12 protein-coding genes are annotated in these 17,842 nt (G+C 59.0%); 4 read left to right on the forward strand and 8 right to left on the reverse strand.

All coding sequences use genetic code 11. The annotated features are described in order from the left end of the window. The first annotated feature begins 125 nt into the window (after positions 1-125). Positions 126-2,573, forward strand: coding sequence for a M4 family metallopeptidase (locus ACYSMN_RS20435; RefSeq protein ID WP_488925769.1), 2,448 nt, complete (start codon positions 126-128; stop codon positions 2,571-2,573). Positions 2,574-2,739: 166 nt separating this feature from the next. Here ACYSMN_RS20435 and ACYSMN_RS20440 read toward each other — a convergent pair whose 3' ends face one another. Next, the gene (locus ACYSMN_RS20440; protein ID WP_488925770.1) at positions 2,740-3,486 is read right to left on the reverse strand and encodes a hypothetical protein; all 747 of its coding nucleotides are present in this window, start codon (positions 3,484-3,486) and stop codon (positions 2,740-2,742) included. 270 nt (positions 3,487-3,756) lie between these two features. Beyond that, on the reverse strand, positions 3,757-4,473 hold the full coding sequence (locus ACYSMN_RS20445; RefSeq protein WP_488925771.1) for a tetratricopeptide repeat protein: 717 nt from the start codon (positions 4,471-4,473) through the stop codon (positions 3,757-3,759). 458 nt (positions 4,474-4,931) lie between these two features. On the opposite strand from ACYSMN_RS20445, the gene ACYSMN_RS20450 reads away from it, so the two are divergent. Then, a complete protein-coding gene (locus ACYSMN_RS20450; RefSeq protein ID WP_488925772.1) occupies positions 4,932-5,840 on the forward strand; it encodes an alpha/beta hydrolase in 909 nt (302 codons plus the stop codon). 41 nt (positions 5,841-5,881) lie between these two features. On the opposite strand, the gene ACYSMN_RS20455 is transcribed toward ACYSMN_RS20450, so the two are convergent. After that, positions 5,882-6,379 carry a methylated-DNA--[protein]-cysteine S-methyltransferase gene (locus ACYSMN_RS20455; protein WP_488925773.1) on the reverse strand — a complete coding sequence of 166 codons (498 nt, stop codon included), beginning with the start codon at positions 6,377-6,379 and terminating at the stop codon, positions 5,882-5,884. Positions 6,380-6,662: 283 nt separating this feature from the next. On the opposite strand from ACYSMN_RS20455, the gene ACYSMN_RS20460 reads away from it, so the two are divergent. Further along, entirely contained in the window at positions 6,663-8,291 is a 1,629-nt protein-coding gene (locus tag ACYSMN_RS20460; protein ID WP_488925774.1) for a PA14 domain-containing protein, read from the forward strand. A 213-nt stretch (positions 8,292-8,504) separates the two neighbouring features. On the opposite strand, the gene ACYSMN_RS20465 is transcribed toward ACYSMN_RS20460, so the two are convergent. Continuing rightward, positions 8,505-9,221, reverse strand: a complete 717-nt coding sequence (locus ACYSMN_RS20465) for a phospholipase D-like domain-containing protein (RefSeq protein ID WP_488925775.1) — start codon at positions 9,219-9,221, stop codon at positions 8,505-8,507. Between the two features lie 70 nt (positions 9,222-9,291). Further along, positions 9,292-10,251 (reverse strand): cation diffusion facilitator family transporter, encoded by a 960-nt coding sequence (locus tag ACYSMN_RS20470; protein ID WP_488925776.1) that lies wholly within the window; start codon positions 10,249-10,251, stop codon positions 9,292-9,294. Between the two features lie 149 nt (positions 10,252-10,400). Between ACYSMN_RS20470 and ACYSMN_RS20475 the strand changes: the two genes are divergently transcribed. Beyond that, positions 10,401-11,768 carry an APC family permease gene (locus ACYSMN_RS20475; RefSeq protein WP_488925777.1) on the forward strand — a complete coding sequence of 456 codons (1,368 nt, stop codon included), beginning with the start codon at positions 10,401-10,403 and terminating at the stop codon, positions 11,766-11,768. A 42-nt stretch (positions 11,769-11,810) separates the two neighbouring features. On the opposite strand, the gene ACYSMN_RS20480 is transcribed toward ACYSMN_RS20475, so the two are convergent. From ACYSMN_RS20480 to hemB, 3 genes are all read right to left on the reverse strand, one after another. After that, entirely contained in the window at positions 11,811-12,350 is a 540-nt protein-coding gene (locus ACYSMN_RS20480; protein WP_488925778.1) for a GNAT family N-acetyltransferase, read from the reverse strand. A 307-nt stretch (positions 12,351-12,657) separates the two neighbouring features. After that, positions 12,658-16,221: a PQQ-dependent sugar dehydrogenase gene (locus tag ACYSMN_RS20485; protein WP_488925779.1), complete on the reverse strand. Its 3,564-nt coding sequence runs from the start codon at positions 16,219-16,221 to the stop codon at positions 12,658-12,660. A 432-nt stretch (positions 16,222-16,653) separates the two neighbouring features. Continuing rightward, positions 16,654-17,646 (reverse strand): porphobilinogen synthase, encoded by a 993-nt coding sequence (gene hemB / locus ACYSMN_RS20490; RefSeq protein WP_488925780.1) that lies wholly within the window; start codon positions 17,644-17,646, stop codon positions 16,654-16,656. Between the last annotated feature and the right edge of the window lie 196 nt (positions 17,647-17,842).

The raw sequence follows: 17,842 nt of genomic DNA on the forward strand, positions 1-17,842 counted from the left end.
GAGGTTTACGGAATAATAATTTAAAATATTGCTCATGATTTTAATAAAAATGTAAATTAGCAGCCTGCTTAGTGAAAAGTAAGTAGGATGCCCTAGTTCCCATTTCCACAACCAAACCACAGAAAATGTCAAACAAGTACCACGTATCTGCTTTGTTGTTGCTCAGCGGACTGGCGTTTACGCCAGCTTATGCCCAAGATGCTGCCCGCGCAGCCGAAAAGTTTCTAGCCGAAGATGGCACTCCTGCTATCGTACGGTTTAATGCCAAAGCCCCAGCTTATTCTTTAAGCGAAGCCCGCAAGGCTTTTGTGGAGCAGTTACAGCTCACGAACAGCGACCAGATGGTTGCGGCCCGCGCCGAGACCGACAACCTCGGCTTCGCGCACGAGAAGTACAATCAGTACTACAAAGGCATCAAAGTAGAGCACGCTACCTACACGCTGCACGCCCGCCAAGGCAAGGTGGAAAGCATGAGCGGCAAAGTGGAGCGAATTCAGAACCTGAACGTTACGCCTGCGCTCGATGCTGCCACTGCCTTACGTAGCGCGTTGTCGTTCGTGGGTGCCCGCCAGTACATGTGGGAAGATCAGGCAGAAGAAGCGGGCTTGCGGCAGGAGCAGAATAACTCTGCTGCCACTTACCGCCCTCAAGGCGAGCTGGTGATTGTGCGCAATGCGCGTACCACCGATGCCCAGAAACTGGACAAACCGACGCTGGCTTGGAAGTTCGATGTGTACGCCAAAGCACCCATCAGCCGGGCCTACGTGTATGTGGATGCGCACACGGGTGAAATCGTGCTGCAAGACGCCATTATCAAGCATGCTGCCGCAACGGGCACTTTCGCCACCAAATATGCTGGTACCCAAACCAGCGCCACCGAAAGCATCAACGGTAGCTACCGCCTGCGTGAGCTAACGCGCGGCTCGGGCATTGAGACCTACAACTGCCGGAAAGGCAGCAGCTACACCAACGCCGTCGATTTCACGGACGCTGACAATAGCTGGACGGAATACGCCAACGCCAATTTCGATAACGCGGCCCTTGATGCTCATTGGGGTGCCCAGGCCGTGTACGACTACTGGAAAAACGTGCACAGCCGCAATTCCTACAACAACGCGGGAGCCAAAATCAAGAGCTACGTACACTTCGACGACACTCCCGGTGATGGCAAAGGCTACGAAAACGCCTACTGGAACGGTTCGGTGATGACCTACGGCGACGGCAACACCCGCTTCGACCCGTTGACTTCGCTGGACGTGTGCGCCCACGAAATTGGGCACGCCGTGTGCTCCAGCACCGCCAACCTCACCTACAGCAACGAGTCAGGCGCCCTCAATGAAGGCTTCTCCGACATCTGGGGCGCTGCCGTGGAATATTACAAAGCACCCGACAAAGCCACGTGGCTGATCGGGGAAGACATTGACAAAGTTCGGCCCGCACTTCGCTCCATGAGTGACCCAAATTCCGAAGGCCAGCCCGATACCTACAAGGGCACCAGCTGGTACACGGGCACCGGCGACAACGGCGGGGTACACACCAACAGCGGCGTACTCAACCACTGGTTCTACATCCTGAGCGTGGGCAAAAGCGGCACCAATGATATCGGGAGTGCTTACACCGTGAGCGGCATTGGTATTGATGCGGCCGCTAAAATTGCCTACCGCACCGAAAGCGTGTACCTAACGGCTTCGTCCAACTACGCTGCTGCCCGCACCTACTCCATTCAGGCCGCTACTGACTTGTATGGAGCCGGTTCGGCTCAGGTAATTGCTACCACCAACGCCTGGTACGCCGTGGGCGTCGGGGCTGCGTACAGCGGTGGCGGTACTACCACCCCGCCACCTACCACGGTTACGTATTGCACCAGCAAAGGCAGCAACGTTGGCTACGAATGGATAGACTTAGTGAGCCTGGGCAGCATCAGCCGCACTTCGGGTAAAGATGCCGGCTACTACGACGGCACGGCTACTGGCACTAGCGTAGCAGCTGGCTCGGCGCAGACCATCAATTTCTCCGCTGGCTTCACGAGTTCCGCGTACACCGAGTACTGGAAAATCTTCATCGACTACAACCAGGACGGCGACTTCACCGACAGTGGCGAGACGGTTGTTAGTGGCAGCAGCAGCAGCAGCGGTACGCTCGCGGGCAACTTCACGGTTCCGGCTACGGCCAAAAATGGCAAGACTCGTTTGCGCGTAGTTATGAGCGATGCTTCGGCCACCACCAGCTGCGGTACTTTCAGCTACGGCGAAACCGAAGATTACAGCATCACCATCACGGGTGGCGCAACCATTGCGGACGGCAACACTGGCGTCAATTCGCTTGGTGCATTGCAAAGTGTATCGCGGAGCCTGGAGTTGTACCCCAACCCTGCCACCGACGTCGTGCGCATCATCATGCCCGACAACGTGCCCGTGGTTTCGGTTTCGCTCACGGATCTGCGCGGGGCCAAAGTATTGGGCCTGCGCGTGAATGGCGACCAACTCAACGTAGCCGCTCTAGCTAAAGGCATCTACACGCTCACGGTAAGCGACGGACAGAAAGTATTCCACCAGCGCTTCGTGAAGCAATAGCCAAAGCGTTGACGGCTACTAACTAGCTGTTAATGAATGCAAAAAGGCCCGTCCAAACGACGGGCCTTTTTTGTGTATTGAAGTTGTTGTTGGGTCTCAGTGAGTTGCAGTAGAATCTGCCCTCCCTGCGTCGCGCAGCAGACTTACTCTTGACAATACTTCTACTTTACCGTCCCCAAGGAGCGTATTCCAGCTTCAGCTCTGCTAAGCCGTAGCCATCGTTGAGCTTGGAGCTGGAGCGGCCACTGGCGGGACTAACGTCGTCGAGTTGGTCGGTGGAGGTGAAGTAGTAAGATGCCTCGGCGGTGGCATTGAGCTTGGGCGTGAGGCGAAATACGATACCAAAACCCACTGGCGCCGTGACGGCCAGGGCCGGGTAGTCGTTGCGCTCGGGCCGCAGAAAGGTGGAGGTTGTAGTGGGGCGAGCGGTGCCGAGGTAGGACTCTGGGCTGTAGAGTAGAAAGCCAGCTCCTGCCTTCAGGTAGGGCTTGATGAGGGCGGCCGGGCGGCGCGGGCTAGCAAACTGGCTTTCATCGCGCAGCAACTCGAAGCGCAGGAAAGTAACGCCGCTCACGTTGCGTCCGCGGAAAGCTAGGCCCCGCTCCGCAAGCTGATCTTTGGCCCCAACTTGAAAGTAGGTAACCTCGCCCCCAATCACCAGCCGGGGGCGCAACAGATACAGAATACCGAGGCTGATACTAGGCCCGGGCAGATTGTTGCCGAGGCTCTCCGCCAAGTCGCCGTTGTAGAAAGCCGCCCCGCCGCCCACCGTGAAACGCACCGGCCCTCGGTAATACGGCCGGGCCTGGCTGTTGTAGTGGCGACGGCGGCGCTCCGGACTGTCCTGAGCGGTGGCCGAGTGCGCCAGCGCCACGCTGGCGGCAAAAGAAGAAATCAGCAGAAAATGCTTCACGCAGTCGGGTTAAGAAGGCAGAATAGGTCGTAGGCTACGTAGCGCAGCCGAAGCAGGTTGGTGAAAAGGAAAGCAGGAAGAAGAACGACCTACCAAAAAAGGTCGGTGTACTACTCCTGAAGCCGTTTCCAGCGGCACTATGGCCCGCCGCAAAGCAAGATTGTTTTGCCTGCCGGTGAGCTTATGAACTCAACGGAACAGCAGGATAAATCGGTTTTTACGGTCCTTGCTTTGCCTTGATTCAGCCAACTAACGCTTCACTCCGCCGGCTTATTTGAATTTACCTTCCGGGTCGGGCATTTTAGCCATCAACTCACTCAGGAAGGCGAAGTCGATGCTGGTGATGCTGATGTTTTGGCCTTTGTGCAGGGCTTCCCAGGCCTTCGCGTATTCTTCCTGCAAATAATGCGCCCTGGCTAGTTGCTGCCAAGCCACGGCATTCTTGGCATCGAGAGCCACGGCGCGCTGCAAGTGGCCGGCGCCGGTGACGAGGTCTTTTTTCTTCTTGGTCTGCTCGTAGCGGATGAGGTAGCTGGCACCCAAATCACTCAGCATAAGACTGTTTTCGGGCGCGAGAGCCAGCCCTTGGGTGAGCAGGGTAATGGATTGGTCGGGGGAAGGGTTGCGGCTGGCTACAATACCCAAGCCGCGGTACACGTCGGGGTTCTTGGCGTCGAGGAGCCAGGCCAAATTGAAGCGGTAAACAGCGGTATCCGTTTGCCCTTCGGTGAGATACTCGTAGCCTTTGGTCGAGAAAAACCGGCTGGCCTCCGCCCGCGACGCGAAGCTGCCTACCACCTTATCCAGGTAGCCCGGGCCCATCAAGCCCTCGGCCTGCGCCGCCGAAATGCCGCCAAACAACGGCTGCAAGCGGTTAGCGGAACTGACGGCGGCCGTTTCGACCTTGGTTTTGGTTTTACGCTGAGCCTGGGCCGGCAGCGCCAGCACGGTAAGCAGCCCGAAGGCTACGTAAAGAGGGTACTTCATTGTATGCAAAAGGGGAATCGAAACAACAAAACTCTCAGCCAACAGATCAGTAGTGGCTAAGAGGTTCCGGCAAATATAACGCCACCAGCCGGCGTCCTCGTGCATAGCAGCGCCATAGCAAAGGCCGCTCGGTAAGGTAGCGACACGCAAGACGACAGGACTTACGCACGGCGGCCTATGGGAAGCCCCGGCGGGGCGGTATATCGGTAGCAAAAACAGCTGCGCTATTGAACCAAGCCCCATAGGGGCGGCACCAATCGTTGAACGGGTAGTGTCGCCCCTCCGGGGCTTTAGTGGTTTTTTACCGGCTGGTTGCTACCGACATACCGCCCCTCCGGGGCTAAACAAGCGCCGCCGTGCGTAAGTCCTAACGAAAAAGTTACGCGGCTAATCCGGCAGCGGCGGCACTGCGTAGGTGCAGGTGTGGCCGGTTTCGGACTGGCTTTTACTTCTCTTGCATGTCTATTTCCCACCGCTGGCTGCTGTTGCCGGCTCTGCTCGTGCTGCCTCTGTTGCTGGGCTTCGCCAACGAATACGCCACTGCTCGCCCCAGCCACCGCACGCAGGACCTGGCTTACGTGCCCGCCACCGATTCCGCCTATGATGCCGAGCGGCACCGCCTCGATGTGTATGCGCCCAAAGAGAAGACTGCCGCTCTGCATCCGGTGGTGGTATTCATTCACGGGGGTAGCTGGAATAGCGGCAACAAGGACTTCTACTCGTTCATTGGGCGGCGGCTGGCCAAACAGGGTGTCGTAGCCGTCATTATCAACTACCGTCTGTCGCCGAATGTGAAGGTGCCGCAGATGGCCGACGACTGCGCCCGCGCCGTTACCTGGACTTTTGAACACGTTCAGCAATATGGTGGCGACCCTCAACGCCTCTTCGTGATGGGCCACTCCGCCGGCGGCGGATTAGCCGCTTTGCTTGCGGCCGATAACCGCCTATTCGAGCGGCGCGGCCTCGCGCGCAACCCTGTCAAAGGAGCCATCCTCGACGACCCCGCCGGGCTGGACATGGCCGACTACTTACGCAAACTGGAATACACCGGCGATGAGCAGTATTTGGTACCGTTTGGGAAACAGCCGGCGGTGTGGCGCGAGGTGTCGGCCATGTACCACGTGTCGGCTCAAACGCCGCCTTATCTCATCTTCATTGGGGGCGAAACCTACCCCTCCATCAGTGCCAGCAGCCGACGGTTCCGGGACAAGCTGAAGTCGCTAGGGCAGACGCCATACTTCTCCGTGTTGCCGGGTAAGCATCACGTGCCCATGGTGTTGCAGCTGTACTGGAAAAACAACATCATCTACCAGGAGCTGCTCAAGCTTACTGGCGTAGCCCCGGCTGGTTCTTCGGCAAAGCGCTGAGCAGGAGTCCGGACAACGAAGCAACTCACTGCTTCACTGCTTCATCCAAAAAGCGTAGCCTGCACGGCAGGACGTTCGAAATCCAGCAACCATTTCTTGCGTGGCAAGCCGCCCGCATAACCCGTGAGCTGCCCGCTGGCCCCAATGATGCGGTGGCAGGGCCAGACTATGGCCAATGGATTTTGACCATTGGCGGCCCCCACGGCTCGAACGGCGGCCGGATTGCCAAGTTGCCGGGCCAGATCCAGGTAAGAAGCCGTGCGGCCGAAGCCAACGCCAGGTAATGTGGCCCACACTCGCCGCTGAAAATCAGTGCCTTGGGTTACGTCGTAGGTTAGATCGAACTCGCGAAGCTCCCGCCCAAAGTAAGCCCGGAGCTGTTGGTATGGTTCGCGCAGACAGGCAGGCACGGCAGGGAGCAGCGTTTCGACGGGCGCGGGAATGTCATGCACAAACTCCACGGCGGAGAGGCCAGCGCCCGATGATCGAAGCCGCAGAATTCCGACGGGTGAGGAAAGAAAAGCAACGGCATCGGACATAGCAGGAGGGAAGCAGGACAGCAAAAATGCAAAAAAAATGCTGACAAAGTGAGAAGCACTAAAGGATACCAAATGCCTGCTTTTTATAATATTTATAGAAAAAACTAGAAATGAATAAGTTGGAAGGCAAGAATCGGTGTTGGTGGAAAAAGAATGCTTTATATTGCTCCAACCTCGTAGACTACAGTTCTGTGGACGAAAGCCTTATGGGGGAATTTGCATCTAGACACTGGTAATAAAACCTGGGGTATCCCCGCTCGTTCACTTCTAAGCTTTCCGCATCGTGCGACACCTACTGTTCTGTTTTATAGCCGGATTGATTTCCGTTGGCTCTACACTGGGCGGCCCACCTGTTTCGGGGCCAGCCACCAAAGCTGGTACTACCCCCTCACCGGTTGCACTTGGCCCTGGCGAAGGCACCGGCCTAACGGGCTCCTATTTCAACAATGGCTCTTTGGCGGGCGCCCCGCTGCTACGGCGCGTCGATGCCGTGGTGGATTTTGAGTGGAAAGAAAGCGGCCCGGCTGCTGGTGTCCGCAACGACAATTTCTCGGCGCGCTGGGAAGGTCAAGTGGAGGCGCCGGCCACCGGCCGCTACCGTTTCATGACTGTTTCCAACGATGGCGTGCGGCTGTGGGTGAACGGCAAGCAAATCATCGACAACTGGACCGACCACAACACCACCACCAACAGCGGTACGGAGGTGAACATGGCGGCTGGCGAGCGGACCACCATCAAGCTGGAGTACTACGACCAAGAGGGACCCGCTACCATTCGATTGCAGTGGGTACGGCCCGGCCAAGGCAGTGGTCAAACAGTACCATCGGTGTATCTGTATCCTCTGGAAGGACCCGGTATGCCAGTGGCTGCTCCCGTAACGCTGGTTACGGCCGCACCAGAACCCGCGCCTTCTAAGGCCGAGGCTAAGAAGGCCGCCGCTGCCGCGAAGGCCGCCGCCGCTGCCGCCGAGCCAGTAGCTGCTGCTAGCGAGGAGCCCAAACCCGCTAAGCCTGCCAAGCCCGCTAAAGTTGCCAAAGCCCCCAAGCCTGTTGCGCCGAAGGAGGAGCCCAAAGAAGAGCCGAAAGCAGCTGTAGCCGAAGCCCCGGTCATTGATGAGCCATCGGCAGCGGCGGCAGGTGTACTGAGTGTGCCTGGCGTTTACACGCTGCTGGCTCGCTCCGACGGCAAGCCGCTGAAAGTAGAAGGTGAAGCACCGGTTTCGCGAGAGCCAGGTTTGTCGGTGGCCCCTAGCGGACCACCGCAGTGGAAAATAGAAGAAGCGGGTAGCGGCTACTACAAGCTCACGGTGCAAGGCGGCCGCAAAGTGCTGGAAGTACTAGGCAGTTCCACTTCCAACGGCGCACCCATGAGCCTGTGGCCGTACTACAGCGGCAACAACCAGCTCTGGAAAATTGAAGACGCCGGCCAAGGATACTACAAGTTGGTTGCCAAGCACAGCAACAAAGCCTTAACTGCCGGTACGGAAGAAGAAGGCGGCTTGCAACAGCGCCGCTATTCGAGCAAGCTCACCCAGCAGTGGAAACTACAAGCCTCCACCGACGAGGAAAGACCCATCGTAGGGCCAGTGGAAAACGTGCCGGTGAAGGGCGCCAACCGGCTCAGCGTATATCCTAACCCCTCCAACGGCGTGATCCAGATGGCCTACCAGCTCGGCGAGGCGCAGCCCATTGGTTGGGTGCTCTATACGCAGGATGGCGCGGCCGTGCGGGTGTCCAACTACTTGGTGCAGCGCCCCGGCCAACACCACGAAACCATCGACTTCACCGGCCTGCCCGCTGGCGACTACAACCTCAACCTGACGGTAGGTTCCACCACCACGCGCCAGCAACTAAGCATCCGTCGGCCCTCGAACGTAACTGCTGAGCCTGACGCGGTAACCGGTGCCAAATAAGCTGCTGGTCGGTTCTGGCCACATGCCGAATTGAGTACAGAAAACGCCCCTTTGCATTCAAGCAAGGGGGCGTTTTCTATTGGGGTAATTAGCTGAAGGCTAGTTCTTTTCTTTAAAAGTTGATTTTAAGTAAAGGGCAATGATGTATGACGCTGCTTATAAGATGATAATCTGACTCCTCACCTCTCAGCTCTAAGCACTTATGCCTTAGATCTACTCCTCGAATTCCTTGAGCGTTTCCCATAACCGCCCGAACTCCTGGGTGTAGCGCCGTACGATGGTTGCATCGTCGGTGATGAGGAGGTTTTCTTGGTTGAGTTCGGCGGCGGAGCGAGTCCAGTTGTAGGAGCCGGTGAGTACGGTGCGGTTGTCGGCAATGGCGAACTTGTGGTGCATGTGGTCGGTGGTGCGGTCGATGCGCACGGGCAGGCCGGCGGCACTAAGCTGGCGCACATCGGAGCCGCGGTCGTAGAGCTTGTCGTTGTCGGTGAGCAGGCGCACGCGCACTCCGCGCCGGTGGGCATCGAGCACGGCACTGGTTAGCCGGTCGTCGGCAATGGTGAACAGGCAGATATCGAGCCGGTGCGCTGCGCCGCTGAGGAAGCGGCGGATGGCGGCTACGCAGTCGTCGTGGGGGCTGAAGTACACTTCGGAACGAGTGGTGCGCGCTGGAGGCGCGGCGGGTGGCAGCAGCAAGGCGCTGGCCGCTTCCAACCACTCCACCACGGCTTTGTCCTGGAAGCTATTGAACCGGTCGCGGGCCAGCCCAAACAGACGGTGGCGCAGCTCGTGTAGAGCGTCGCCGTGCTGGCCGTGTTCGGCCAGGCGCTGGCGCAGCTGCCGGGCTTCTTCCAAGGAAAGCGTGGAGTCGGCGAAGGCGTGTTTGAATTGTTGCAGCAGGTCGGCGGTAGTGTCGGGCAGTTGGCTCATATCGCCCAAGATAGAGAAAGCACCCGCCAATAGACAAGCTTGCCGCCGTGCCAGAGCCTGTTACGAAGCGCTACCGTTGAGATGAAGTTGGTTGCGGTGGGTTCACGCCATCAGGCTGCCGGTCGGCTAGGTTTTTAGCTTCGATAAAAATCCGCTTGAATTCCGGGTGAGCCGTTCGGATGACGTTCTGCAACTCCTTGACGGCGCGCTCCACTTCCACGGCCGAAAGATTGTCGTCAAAATCAACGTCGAGGGCCAGCACCACATCCGTAGGACCCATGTACATAGTCAGTGGCGGCCGGATTTGCTCGATGCCCGGCTGGGCGCTGGCAAGGCGTTGCACACTGTCGAGAATAGTGTCGTCGACGCCGGTGCCCACCAACAGGCTCTTGGTGCGGCTCACTAAAAACACCGCCACCAGCATCAGCAGTACGCCAATAGCCACGGAGGCGGCTCCGTCGAGGTAGGGATTATTCAGGGAATGACCGAGGTAGACGCCTAGTAGCGCGATGAGAAGCCCAAGTAGGGCCGCCAGGTTTTCGAGCACTGAGGCAAACACCGCCGGGTCTTTGCTATGCCGCAGTTTGGCCCAGAAGCCGCCCGATTTGTCTTGCATGAGAGCCCGCGCAGCCAGCCAGAAAGCCCAGGCCTCGAAGCCAATGGCAATGCCGAGCACGAGGTAGTTCCAGAACGGGTCAGTCAGCGGCTCTGGGTGCTCGATGTGCTTGATGCCTTCGTAAAACGACATGCCGCCGCCGATGGCAAAAATGAGTACAGCCACAATCAAGCCCCAGAAGTACAGTTCCTTGCTGCGCCCAAACGGGTGCCGCTGGTCGGCGGGCTTCTGGCTTTGGCGCACTCCATACAGCAGCAGAATGCCATTGCCACTATCAACAAGGGAGTGGATCCCTTCGGAGAGCATGGCCGAGCTGCTGGTGATGTAAGCCGCCACAAACTTGCTGATGGCAATGCCCACGTTGGCCGCAATGCCCCCAAAAAGAGCTGTTTTAGAAGAGTTAGGATCAGCCATGTGTCAGGGTTCAGGATGCCGTTTCCTACGCAGGAAGGCGGGCGAAGTTAAGCGGCGTACCCGTGAAAAACAGCGGAGGATGAGGACGCGTCAAACAATCTGCCCGGCTCGCGCCTTTACCATCCCACTTATTCGTTGCCCCGCTGCCTATGTCCGATTTCGATTCTGCTACGTCTACCGCTCCGCTCCGTCGTCGCCTTGGGCTGGTGCAAGCCACCGCGCTCAACATGATAGACATGGTCGGCATCGGCCCGTTCGTGACGCTGCCGCTGGTGATGGGGTTTATGGGGCCGAACTTTCTGCTGGCCTGGCTGGTAGGCGCTGGCCTGAGTTTGGTTGACGGGTTGATTTGGAGTGAGTTAGGCGCCGCCTACCCCGAGGCCGGTGGTTCCTACCGGTTCCTGAAATTGGCGTACGGTGAGAAGAAGTGGGGCCGGCTGATGTCGTTTTTGTACGTGTGGCAGACGCTGGTGCAGGCGCCGCTGGTGGTGGCGTCGGGGGCTATTGGCTTCGCGCAATATTTCGCCTATCTGGTGCCGCTGGACGCGTGGTGGCAGCCCAAGCTAGTATCGGGCGGTGTGGTGCTGCTGCTCATCGCGCTGCTCTACCGCCGCATCGAAGCCATTGGGCAGCTGGGCGTATTGCTGTGGCTGGGCGTACTGGGCCTCATGGGCTGGCTGATTTTTGGCGGAATTACGCACGCGCAACACTCGGTGTCGTGGTTGCCGGAGGGCGGCGGCTTCGCGGCGCTGCCGGGCGTGCTGCTATCGGCGGCTATGGGCCAGGCCACCGTCAAGACCATCTACAGCTACCTTGGCTACTACAACGTGTGCCATTTGGGCGGCGAAATTCGGGAGCCCCAACGCGTCATTCCGCGCAGCATTTTCCTGAGCATTCTGGGCATCATGGCCCTGTACCTACTGCTGAATTGGAGTGTAGGCTCGGTGGTGCCCTGGGCCGAAGCCAGCCAGTCGAAGTTCATAGTCAGCACGTTCGTGGAGCGGCTTTATGGGCCGCTGGCTGCCAAGGCTGCTACGGCGCTGGTGCTGTGGGTGGCGTTTGCGTCGTTGTTTGCGGTGCTGCTCGGCTACTCCCGCATTCCCTACGCCGCCGCGGCCGATGGCGAGTTTCTGTCCGTCTTCGCCCGCACCCATCCCACCAAGCATTTCCCCCACGTATCGTTGCTGATTTTGGGCGGCGTGGGCTTCGTATTCAGCCTCTTGTTTCGATTGGGTGAGGTCATTAGTGCCATTCTCGCCATGCGTATTCTGGTGCAGTTTGTGGGGCAGGCGGTGGGGCTGGTATTGCTGCGGCGCCGGCTCGGTACGGCCAATCTACCGTTTCGAATGCCGCTGTATCCGCTACCAGTGATAGTGGCCGTGGCGGTGTGGCTGTGGGTGTTCTGGAGCACTGGCCCGCGCTTCATGCTGTCAGGCCTGGGCGTTATTGGGGCCGGAGTAGTAGCGTTTATGCTCTGGAGCCGGCGGCTAAAACGGTGGCCATTTGAAGAAAGGTAATTCGTTGTTTTTCAAAGTACAGAAGCCTACTTCAGTCGTAATTCAGGCGAGGCGCTTCTCGTAACAGAAAAACCGTAGTCCCGGCCGAAACGCCAGCGTTATTTCGCCCGCGAAACGGTAGCCGAGCTTAGGGAAAAGGCGTTGCGTGGCGGTATTTTCGGAGTTGGTATCGACGCGCAAAGTGCGTAGACCCTGATCCGCGGCCAGCGTTTCGGCGTGTAGCAGCAGGGCCGCAGCCAAGCCGTGGCCTTGGGCGGCGGGGTCCACGGCTAAGCGGTGCGTCACGAGGGCCGGCTCGGTGGCATCCCAGTCGGCCTGGGCGTACTCAGGGTCTTGCTGGTTGTGGGTAAGGGCGGCCACGGCGGCTACGCGACCGTCCAGCTCCGCCACCCACAGGTGGTTGTTTTCTAAGTCTTGCCGAAATACCTGCTCATTGGGATATTCTGCGGACCACTGCTGGTTGCCGCTGGCCTGCATTAAGGGCACCACGCGGGTTACCAGGTCCAGGATGGCGGGCAAATCGGAGGGGGTGGCGGGTCGGATGATGGGCATGATGGCAGTGGCAAATGAAGCCTCGAACATACAGCATTCACGCTAACCTTCGTCGGTTTTATCACGTCCGTTCGGCTGAAAAACGCAAATAGGGCAGGCCCAGCGGGTCTGCCCTATATAATCCGCGTTGGAGCCTGTGCACCTAGTTGAAGGCCTCAATCCGACTGGTTCTGTGTCGGAACAGAATTCCCTAGGGGGTATATTCTTGGCACAGACTCCCGTGCTTGATGTATTATAATTTTTCAGAACAAATTTTTATGCTACAGATCTGTAGCATAAAAATTTGTTCTGAAAAATTATAATACACGATTCTCCTCAATAAAGCCGCTCGAAGCCGCTATTTCGATATCACCAGGCGCTGGGTCTTGCTCACGGTGCCGTAGCGGACGTTGAGGAAGTACACGCCCTGCGCCACTTCGTCCAGCGGCACGCGCAGGTCGAGGAGGCCGGCCGGCGCCATCTGGCTGGTGTTACTTACTTGCCGGCCCAACGCGTCGAGCACGGCTACTTGCACCGTCTGGCGCTCGGGCAGCCGTAGGCTTACGGTCACGAAGGTGCGGGCCGGGTTGGGATAGAGGCTCATGTCGGCGGCGCTGGCCGGGGCGTTGCGAGCCAGCAGCGCCGTGCGCGACGCGGCAACAGGCAGCAACCGAGCACCGGCCCAGTCGGCGTGGTCGTAGTAATTGTTGTCGCCTGCATCCGTCACCACCAGTTTCAGCTCGTTTTTGCCGCTCACGTCCAGGTCAACAGTAGCAGTGGCCGAACTGCCGTTGAGCGTGCCGCTTTCGTAGGCCAGCAGGCCATCCAGATACACTTGGAAGTTGACCGTGCCGTTGTTGCCCGATTCGTCGTCGATGCCTATGTCGGAAAGGAAGCGGGTATAGCCGCCATTCAGGGCGTAAATCAACTCTGAGTTCGAGTGCACGCCCAAGCCTTTCGCGTAGGTAATACCGCCGAGACTGATGGTTTTGCCGTCGGAAGGGTCCTGCTCGCCGTTGCTACCATCGCGCTCCGCTGGTCCCCAGCCGCTGCTCACCGACGCCCAGCTCAAATCCGACAAATACACGGCTGCCGCAGCGGCCGCGCTACCCGAGCGGAATAGCGCCGTGGCAGGAATCAGCTGCTTGCCCAGGCCCGGTCCAGCGTAGCTCACGCCCAGCACTTCGTAGCCAGTGCGCTCAAAGAAGGTCACTGTTACGGCATGCACGCCCGCTCTCAGCCCAATGCTGCCCGATTGCTCGGCGGCACTGTGCAGGCCGTCGTTGTTCACCACCAGTGTGGAGCCGATGAAGAGCTGGCTGCCATCGTCGGAGTTGGTGTAGAAGGTGTACACGCCATCCGTAGGCACTTGCACGTAGCCAGTGTAGCGGAAGGCAAAGTTTTCATCACGGGTGCGGGGGCTCAGATCGAAGCTGGTTACGGTGCCGGTTTTGGCTGCTACCAGCGCCGTAAAATTGGGCAGGACACTCCAGCCAGTACCTTCATAATAGGCGTAGTTGAGGCCCGCTACGGTGCCGCTAGGGTTGTCGGCGGCGCGCAGTGGCGTGTCAATTACCGTAAAAGCTACCGTCAGAGCCTGGCCCGCCGTGCCACCGGCCGCCGAGGCGGTGTACGGCGTAGCCGTGAGCGTATGGCTGCCCACGGTGGGCGTCCAAGGCAGATAATCCGCGGGCCCATTGTCGCCGGCTATGGCGTAGGGCACCGCATTTTCCAGCTTGTAATTGGCGTTTCCATCGTAGCCGAACCGCACGCTGCCCACCGTGGCCGGGTTGGTGTTGGCCCGGATGCTGAGGTTGCGCGAGGGCAGTGCCGCCAGATTAAGCGTAGCCCCGGCCGGCAGCGGGTCGTAGCCGGCAATGGGCTGGTCAGTGTCGGCGTTGATTAAAGTGAAGCTCGTTACGGCTTGGCCCGCTGGCATTACCCGGAAAGTAGCCGTGTAAGTGGCGTCGTCGGTAGGCGTAGCCACGGTTTGCGTAGCCGTGCCGCCCTGGCTCCAACCCGTAAACTCGTACGTAACGCCGCCCACTGTTTGCGGGCTCACCACGCCTAGCGTCCGAAGCACTCCTTCCACGCTGGTCACGGTAGCGGGTGTGCTCAAGGGTTGTCCATCAAGTGTCAGCTGTAAGCCAGCTGGGTTCGTGGCAAAGCTCAGGGTTGACTTGCGGGGCAGGATGTCGCGGGACACGGTGTGTTTCAGGCCGCCGGCATCCGTCACGGTCAGGTAAAGGCGGTAGAACACGTCGGCCGCCGTTTCGCCGGTATTAGGAATATCGAAAGTGCCCGACTTCGCGCCTTGGTTGAAGGGAGTGCCATCGTGCACGTGGTCGGCGTGGTGGAAATCAACCCGCCAGCTGAAAGCACTGGCCGGCAGGGTGCCGTCTTCCGCGTCGGTGGCATCACCAGAAAAGGAAATGGTGGTGCCTGCTACGTAGGTAGCGCCGGAGGCCGGCGTCAAAACCTGGGCCACGGGGGCCGTGTTCGGGGCCGTGACGGTGAGCGTGGCGGCGTTGCTGGTAGCAGTGCCCGCACTATTGCTCACCACGGCGCGATACTGGCCGGCATTGGCCGCTGCCACGCTGGCAATGCTGTACGTAGCCGCCGTAGCGCCACTGATGTTCACGCCATTTTTCTGCCATTGGTAGCTGAGTGGGGCCGTGCCCGCCGCCGTCACCGTGAATGAAGCCGCCTGGCCCGGCGCCACGCTCACGCTGGCCGGCTGCCCGGTAATGACCGGTGCACTGGTAGGCGAAGTGTAGACCACTTTGTACACGGCGCCCGCGCTGCGGCTCAGGTAGTAAAGGTTGCCGTCGGGACCGGTGCTCAGGCCCACGGCGTTGCCCGGCAGGCCCGTGGCGAAGGCGGAACGTACCGCCGTGCTGCCCGAAACATCAATGTAGTTGATCCACTGGTTGCACAGGTCTTGGTAGAAATATTTGCCCGTGTACGTAGCAGGGTAGTTGGAGCTGCTTGGGTTGAAGAAGGTGCCGCCCGTAATGGCGCAGCCCTTGCCATCACCGTCACCGTGTTGGTAGCTGAACACCGGGCTGGTAACGCCGGAAGCCGTAGTGGCGCCTTCGGTGGCTGGCCAGCCGAAATTACGTCCGCCCGTGCTGGCATCGTTGATTTCTTCCCAGGTGTTCTGGCCCACGTCATTGAGGAAAATGCGCCCCGTACCGGGCTGAATAGCAAACGTGTAGGGGTTGCGCAGGCCGTAGCTCCACACCCGCCGCTTCTGCTCAGTGCCAGTAGTATAGGGGTTGCCGCTGGGCACCGAACCGTCGGGGTTGATGCGCAGAATCTTGCCGTGATAGGTGTCGAGGTTTTGGGCGTTGTTGGGGGTGGCATTTTCGCCGATAGCCACGTAAAGCTTGCCGTCGGCCCCGAAGTTCATGGCCCCGCCGTTGTGGTTGGTGGCCGACGTGAGCGGGTCAAGTTCGAGCAGCACTACTTCGCTGCCAGCCGCCGCGACGTCGCCGGCGGCCGTGAAGCGACTGATGCGGTTGTGCAGCGGCGCGCTGCTCACCGTGTAGTAGAGGTAGACGTAGTTGTTGGTGCTAAAATTAGGGTCCAGCGCAATGCCAATAAGGCCCCGCTCACCGCTGGAATTTACGCTCAGCGTCACGAAGGGCGTGCTTAGCAAACTTCCATTCTTGATGACGCGCAAAGCGCCGCCTTGCTCGCCCACGAAGATGCGCCCATCGGGCGCAAAGGCCAGCACGGTCGGGTTGCTGATGCCGTTGGCGACTTGTACTTGGTTGAAGCCAGTCGGGAAAGTCTGGGCCTTCACTACGGTAATGGCCAGCAGGCTCAGCATGAGCAGCAGCAAGGCCAGTTGCAGCTTAGCCGTCGAGGGGCGGAGCCGGCGAGCAGCCGGCGGGGTAACACGGAAAAGTGTTTTCATAGAAGGGTTGTGAATGGTTGTGGGACACAGGGCAAAACCAAGTAGCAGAGCGGACTAGCCACCGGAACAAGCACCGGCAGAAGGAGTGGGAAAAGGGCGAGTATTAAGTAGCGAGGCGTCTGTTCATAGGCATCCGTAAGAAAAAAGGAGGCGTAGTAAGCTGGTGTTAGTGTTGAGGTTACAGAAGAAAGCGGCTTGTTTGAGGTATGATGAAGTTAAGCAAAGCCGCGGGTCCAGGCCCGTGTTTGGAAGTTAAGATTTTGTCATTCCTGCAAGAGGCACTGGCCAAGCCGTTTTTTGGCGGCAAAAACAAAAAAAGAACGCGCTTCAGTAAGCGCGTTCTTGATTAAAGCCTATTTGCGGGCTTAAGCTATTCAGAATGCCTTACCTGATGTGAAGGATTTCCTGAGCAGCTTTGATTCTAAACAACTCCTATCCCCGCCGCAATACTTCGGCCGCCTCCTTGGCGAAATAGGTTAGAATGGCATCGGCGCCGGCGCGTTTGATGCTGAGCAGCACTTCGAGCATGGTCTTTTCACCATCGAGCCAGCCGTTTTGGGCGGCGGCTTTCACCATGGCGTACTCGCCGCTCACGTTGTAGGCCGTTACGGGCAGGTTGGTGTGGGCCTTCACGTCATGAATCACGTCGAGGTAGCTCAGCGCGGGCTTCACCATCACCATGTCGGCACCTTCCTGCTCGTCGAGGGCCAGCTCGCGCAGGGCTTCGCGGCGGTTGGCTGGGTTCATTTGGTAGCTTTTCTTGTCGCCTTTTTTGGGGGCCGAGTCGAGCGCGTCGCGGAAGGGACCGTAGAAGGCGGAGGCGTACTTGGCCGTGTAGCTCATGATGCTCACGTGGCTGAACGCGTTGCTATCAAGCACATCCCGAATCCAAGCCACGCGGCCGTCCATCATGTCGCTGGGCCCAATGATGTCGGCCCCGGCGCGGGCTTGCGCCAGCGCCATCTGCCCTAGTACTTCCAGGGAAGCATCGTTGAGAATCTCGCCCGATTCGGCATCTACTACGCCGTCGTGGCCATCGGAAGAATACGGGTCCATCGCTACGTCAGTCATCAGCACCACATCCGGGAATTGCCGCTTGATATCGGCTACTGTTTTCAGGTACAGCCCTTCGGGGTTGGCCGATTCACGGGCCAGCCGGTCTTTCAGCGCGTCGTTGATGCTGGGGAAGGGCGCGAAGCTCTTGATGCCCAGCTCCACGCAACGCTCAATCTCGTCGATGATACGGTCGGGGGAGTAGCGGAAAATGCCGGGCATGGAAGCAACTTCCACGGCCTGGTTTTGGCCTTCGATGAGGAAGAGTGGGAAAATCAAATCGTGGGCGGTGAGGCGGGTTTCCTGCACCAGGTCGCGGATAACCTGGGACTTACGGTTGCGGCGCGGGCGGTGCGTGGGGAGCTGAGGCATAAGTGGGCAGTTGATAAGACGGGGTAAAACAACCGCCACAAAGGTAAGGTTGCCGATTTAGCCTATTGCTTAAGGACGCGATACACGGCGGCTACTAGACGCTGTAAGGCCAAGCAACCTAGCCGCGCGAACTGGAAAGGAGCCTAGCCAGCACTAGTAAAGTGTTGTCGCCGAGATGCAGGAGCTTAATGGTGCC

The sequence above is a fragment of the Hymenobacter sp. M1-2 genome (genome assembly GCF_057808495.1).

What these genes read in the sequence shown, in the direction of transcription:
- ACYSMN_RS20435 (WP_488925769.1), top strand. Translation starts at nt 126, where the DNA reads ATGTCAAACAAGTACCACGTATCTGCTTTGTTGTTGCTCAGCGGACTG.
- ACYSMN_RS20445 (WP_488925771.1), bottom strand. Translation starts at nt 4,473, where the DNA reads ATGAAGTACCCTCTTTACGTAGCCTTCGGGCTGCTTACCGTGCTGGCG.
- ACYSMN_RS20450 (WP_488925772.1), top strand. Translation starts at nt 4,932, where the DNA reads ATGTCTATTTCCCACCGCTGGCTGCTGTTGCCGGCTCTGCTCGTGCTG.
- ACYSMN_RS20455 (WP_488925773.1), bottom strand. Translation starts at nt 6,379, where the DNA reads ATGTCCGATGCCGTTGCTTTTCTTTCCTCACCCGTCGGAATTCTGCGG.
- ACYSMN_RS20465 (WP_488925775.1), bottom strand. Translation starts at nt 9,221, where the DNA reads ATGAGCCAACTGCCCGACACTACCGCCGACCTGCTGCAACAATTCAAA.
- ACYSMN_RS20470 (WP_488925776.1), bottom strand. Translation starts at nt 10,251, where the DNA reads ATGGCTGATCCTAACTCTTCTAAAACAGCTCTTTTTGGGGGCATTGCG.
- ACYSMN_RS20475 (WP_488925777.1), top strand. Translation starts at nt 10,401, where the DNA reads ATGTCCGATTTCGATTCTGCTACGTCTACCGCTCCGCTCCGTCGTCGC.
- ACYSMN_RS20480 (WP_488925778.1), bottom strand. Translation starts at nt 12,350, where the DNA reads ATGTTCGAGGCTTCATTTGCCACTGCCATCATGCCCATCATCCGACCC.
- ACYSMN_RS20485 (WP_488925779.1), bottom strand. Translation starts at nt 16,221, where the DNA reads ATGAAAACACTTTTCCGTGTTACCCCGCCGGCTGCTCGCCGGCTCCGC.
- hemB (WP_488925780.1), bottom strand. Translation starts at nt 17,646, where the DNA reads ATGCCTCAGCTCCCCACGCACCGCCCGCGCCGCAACCGTAAGTCCCAG.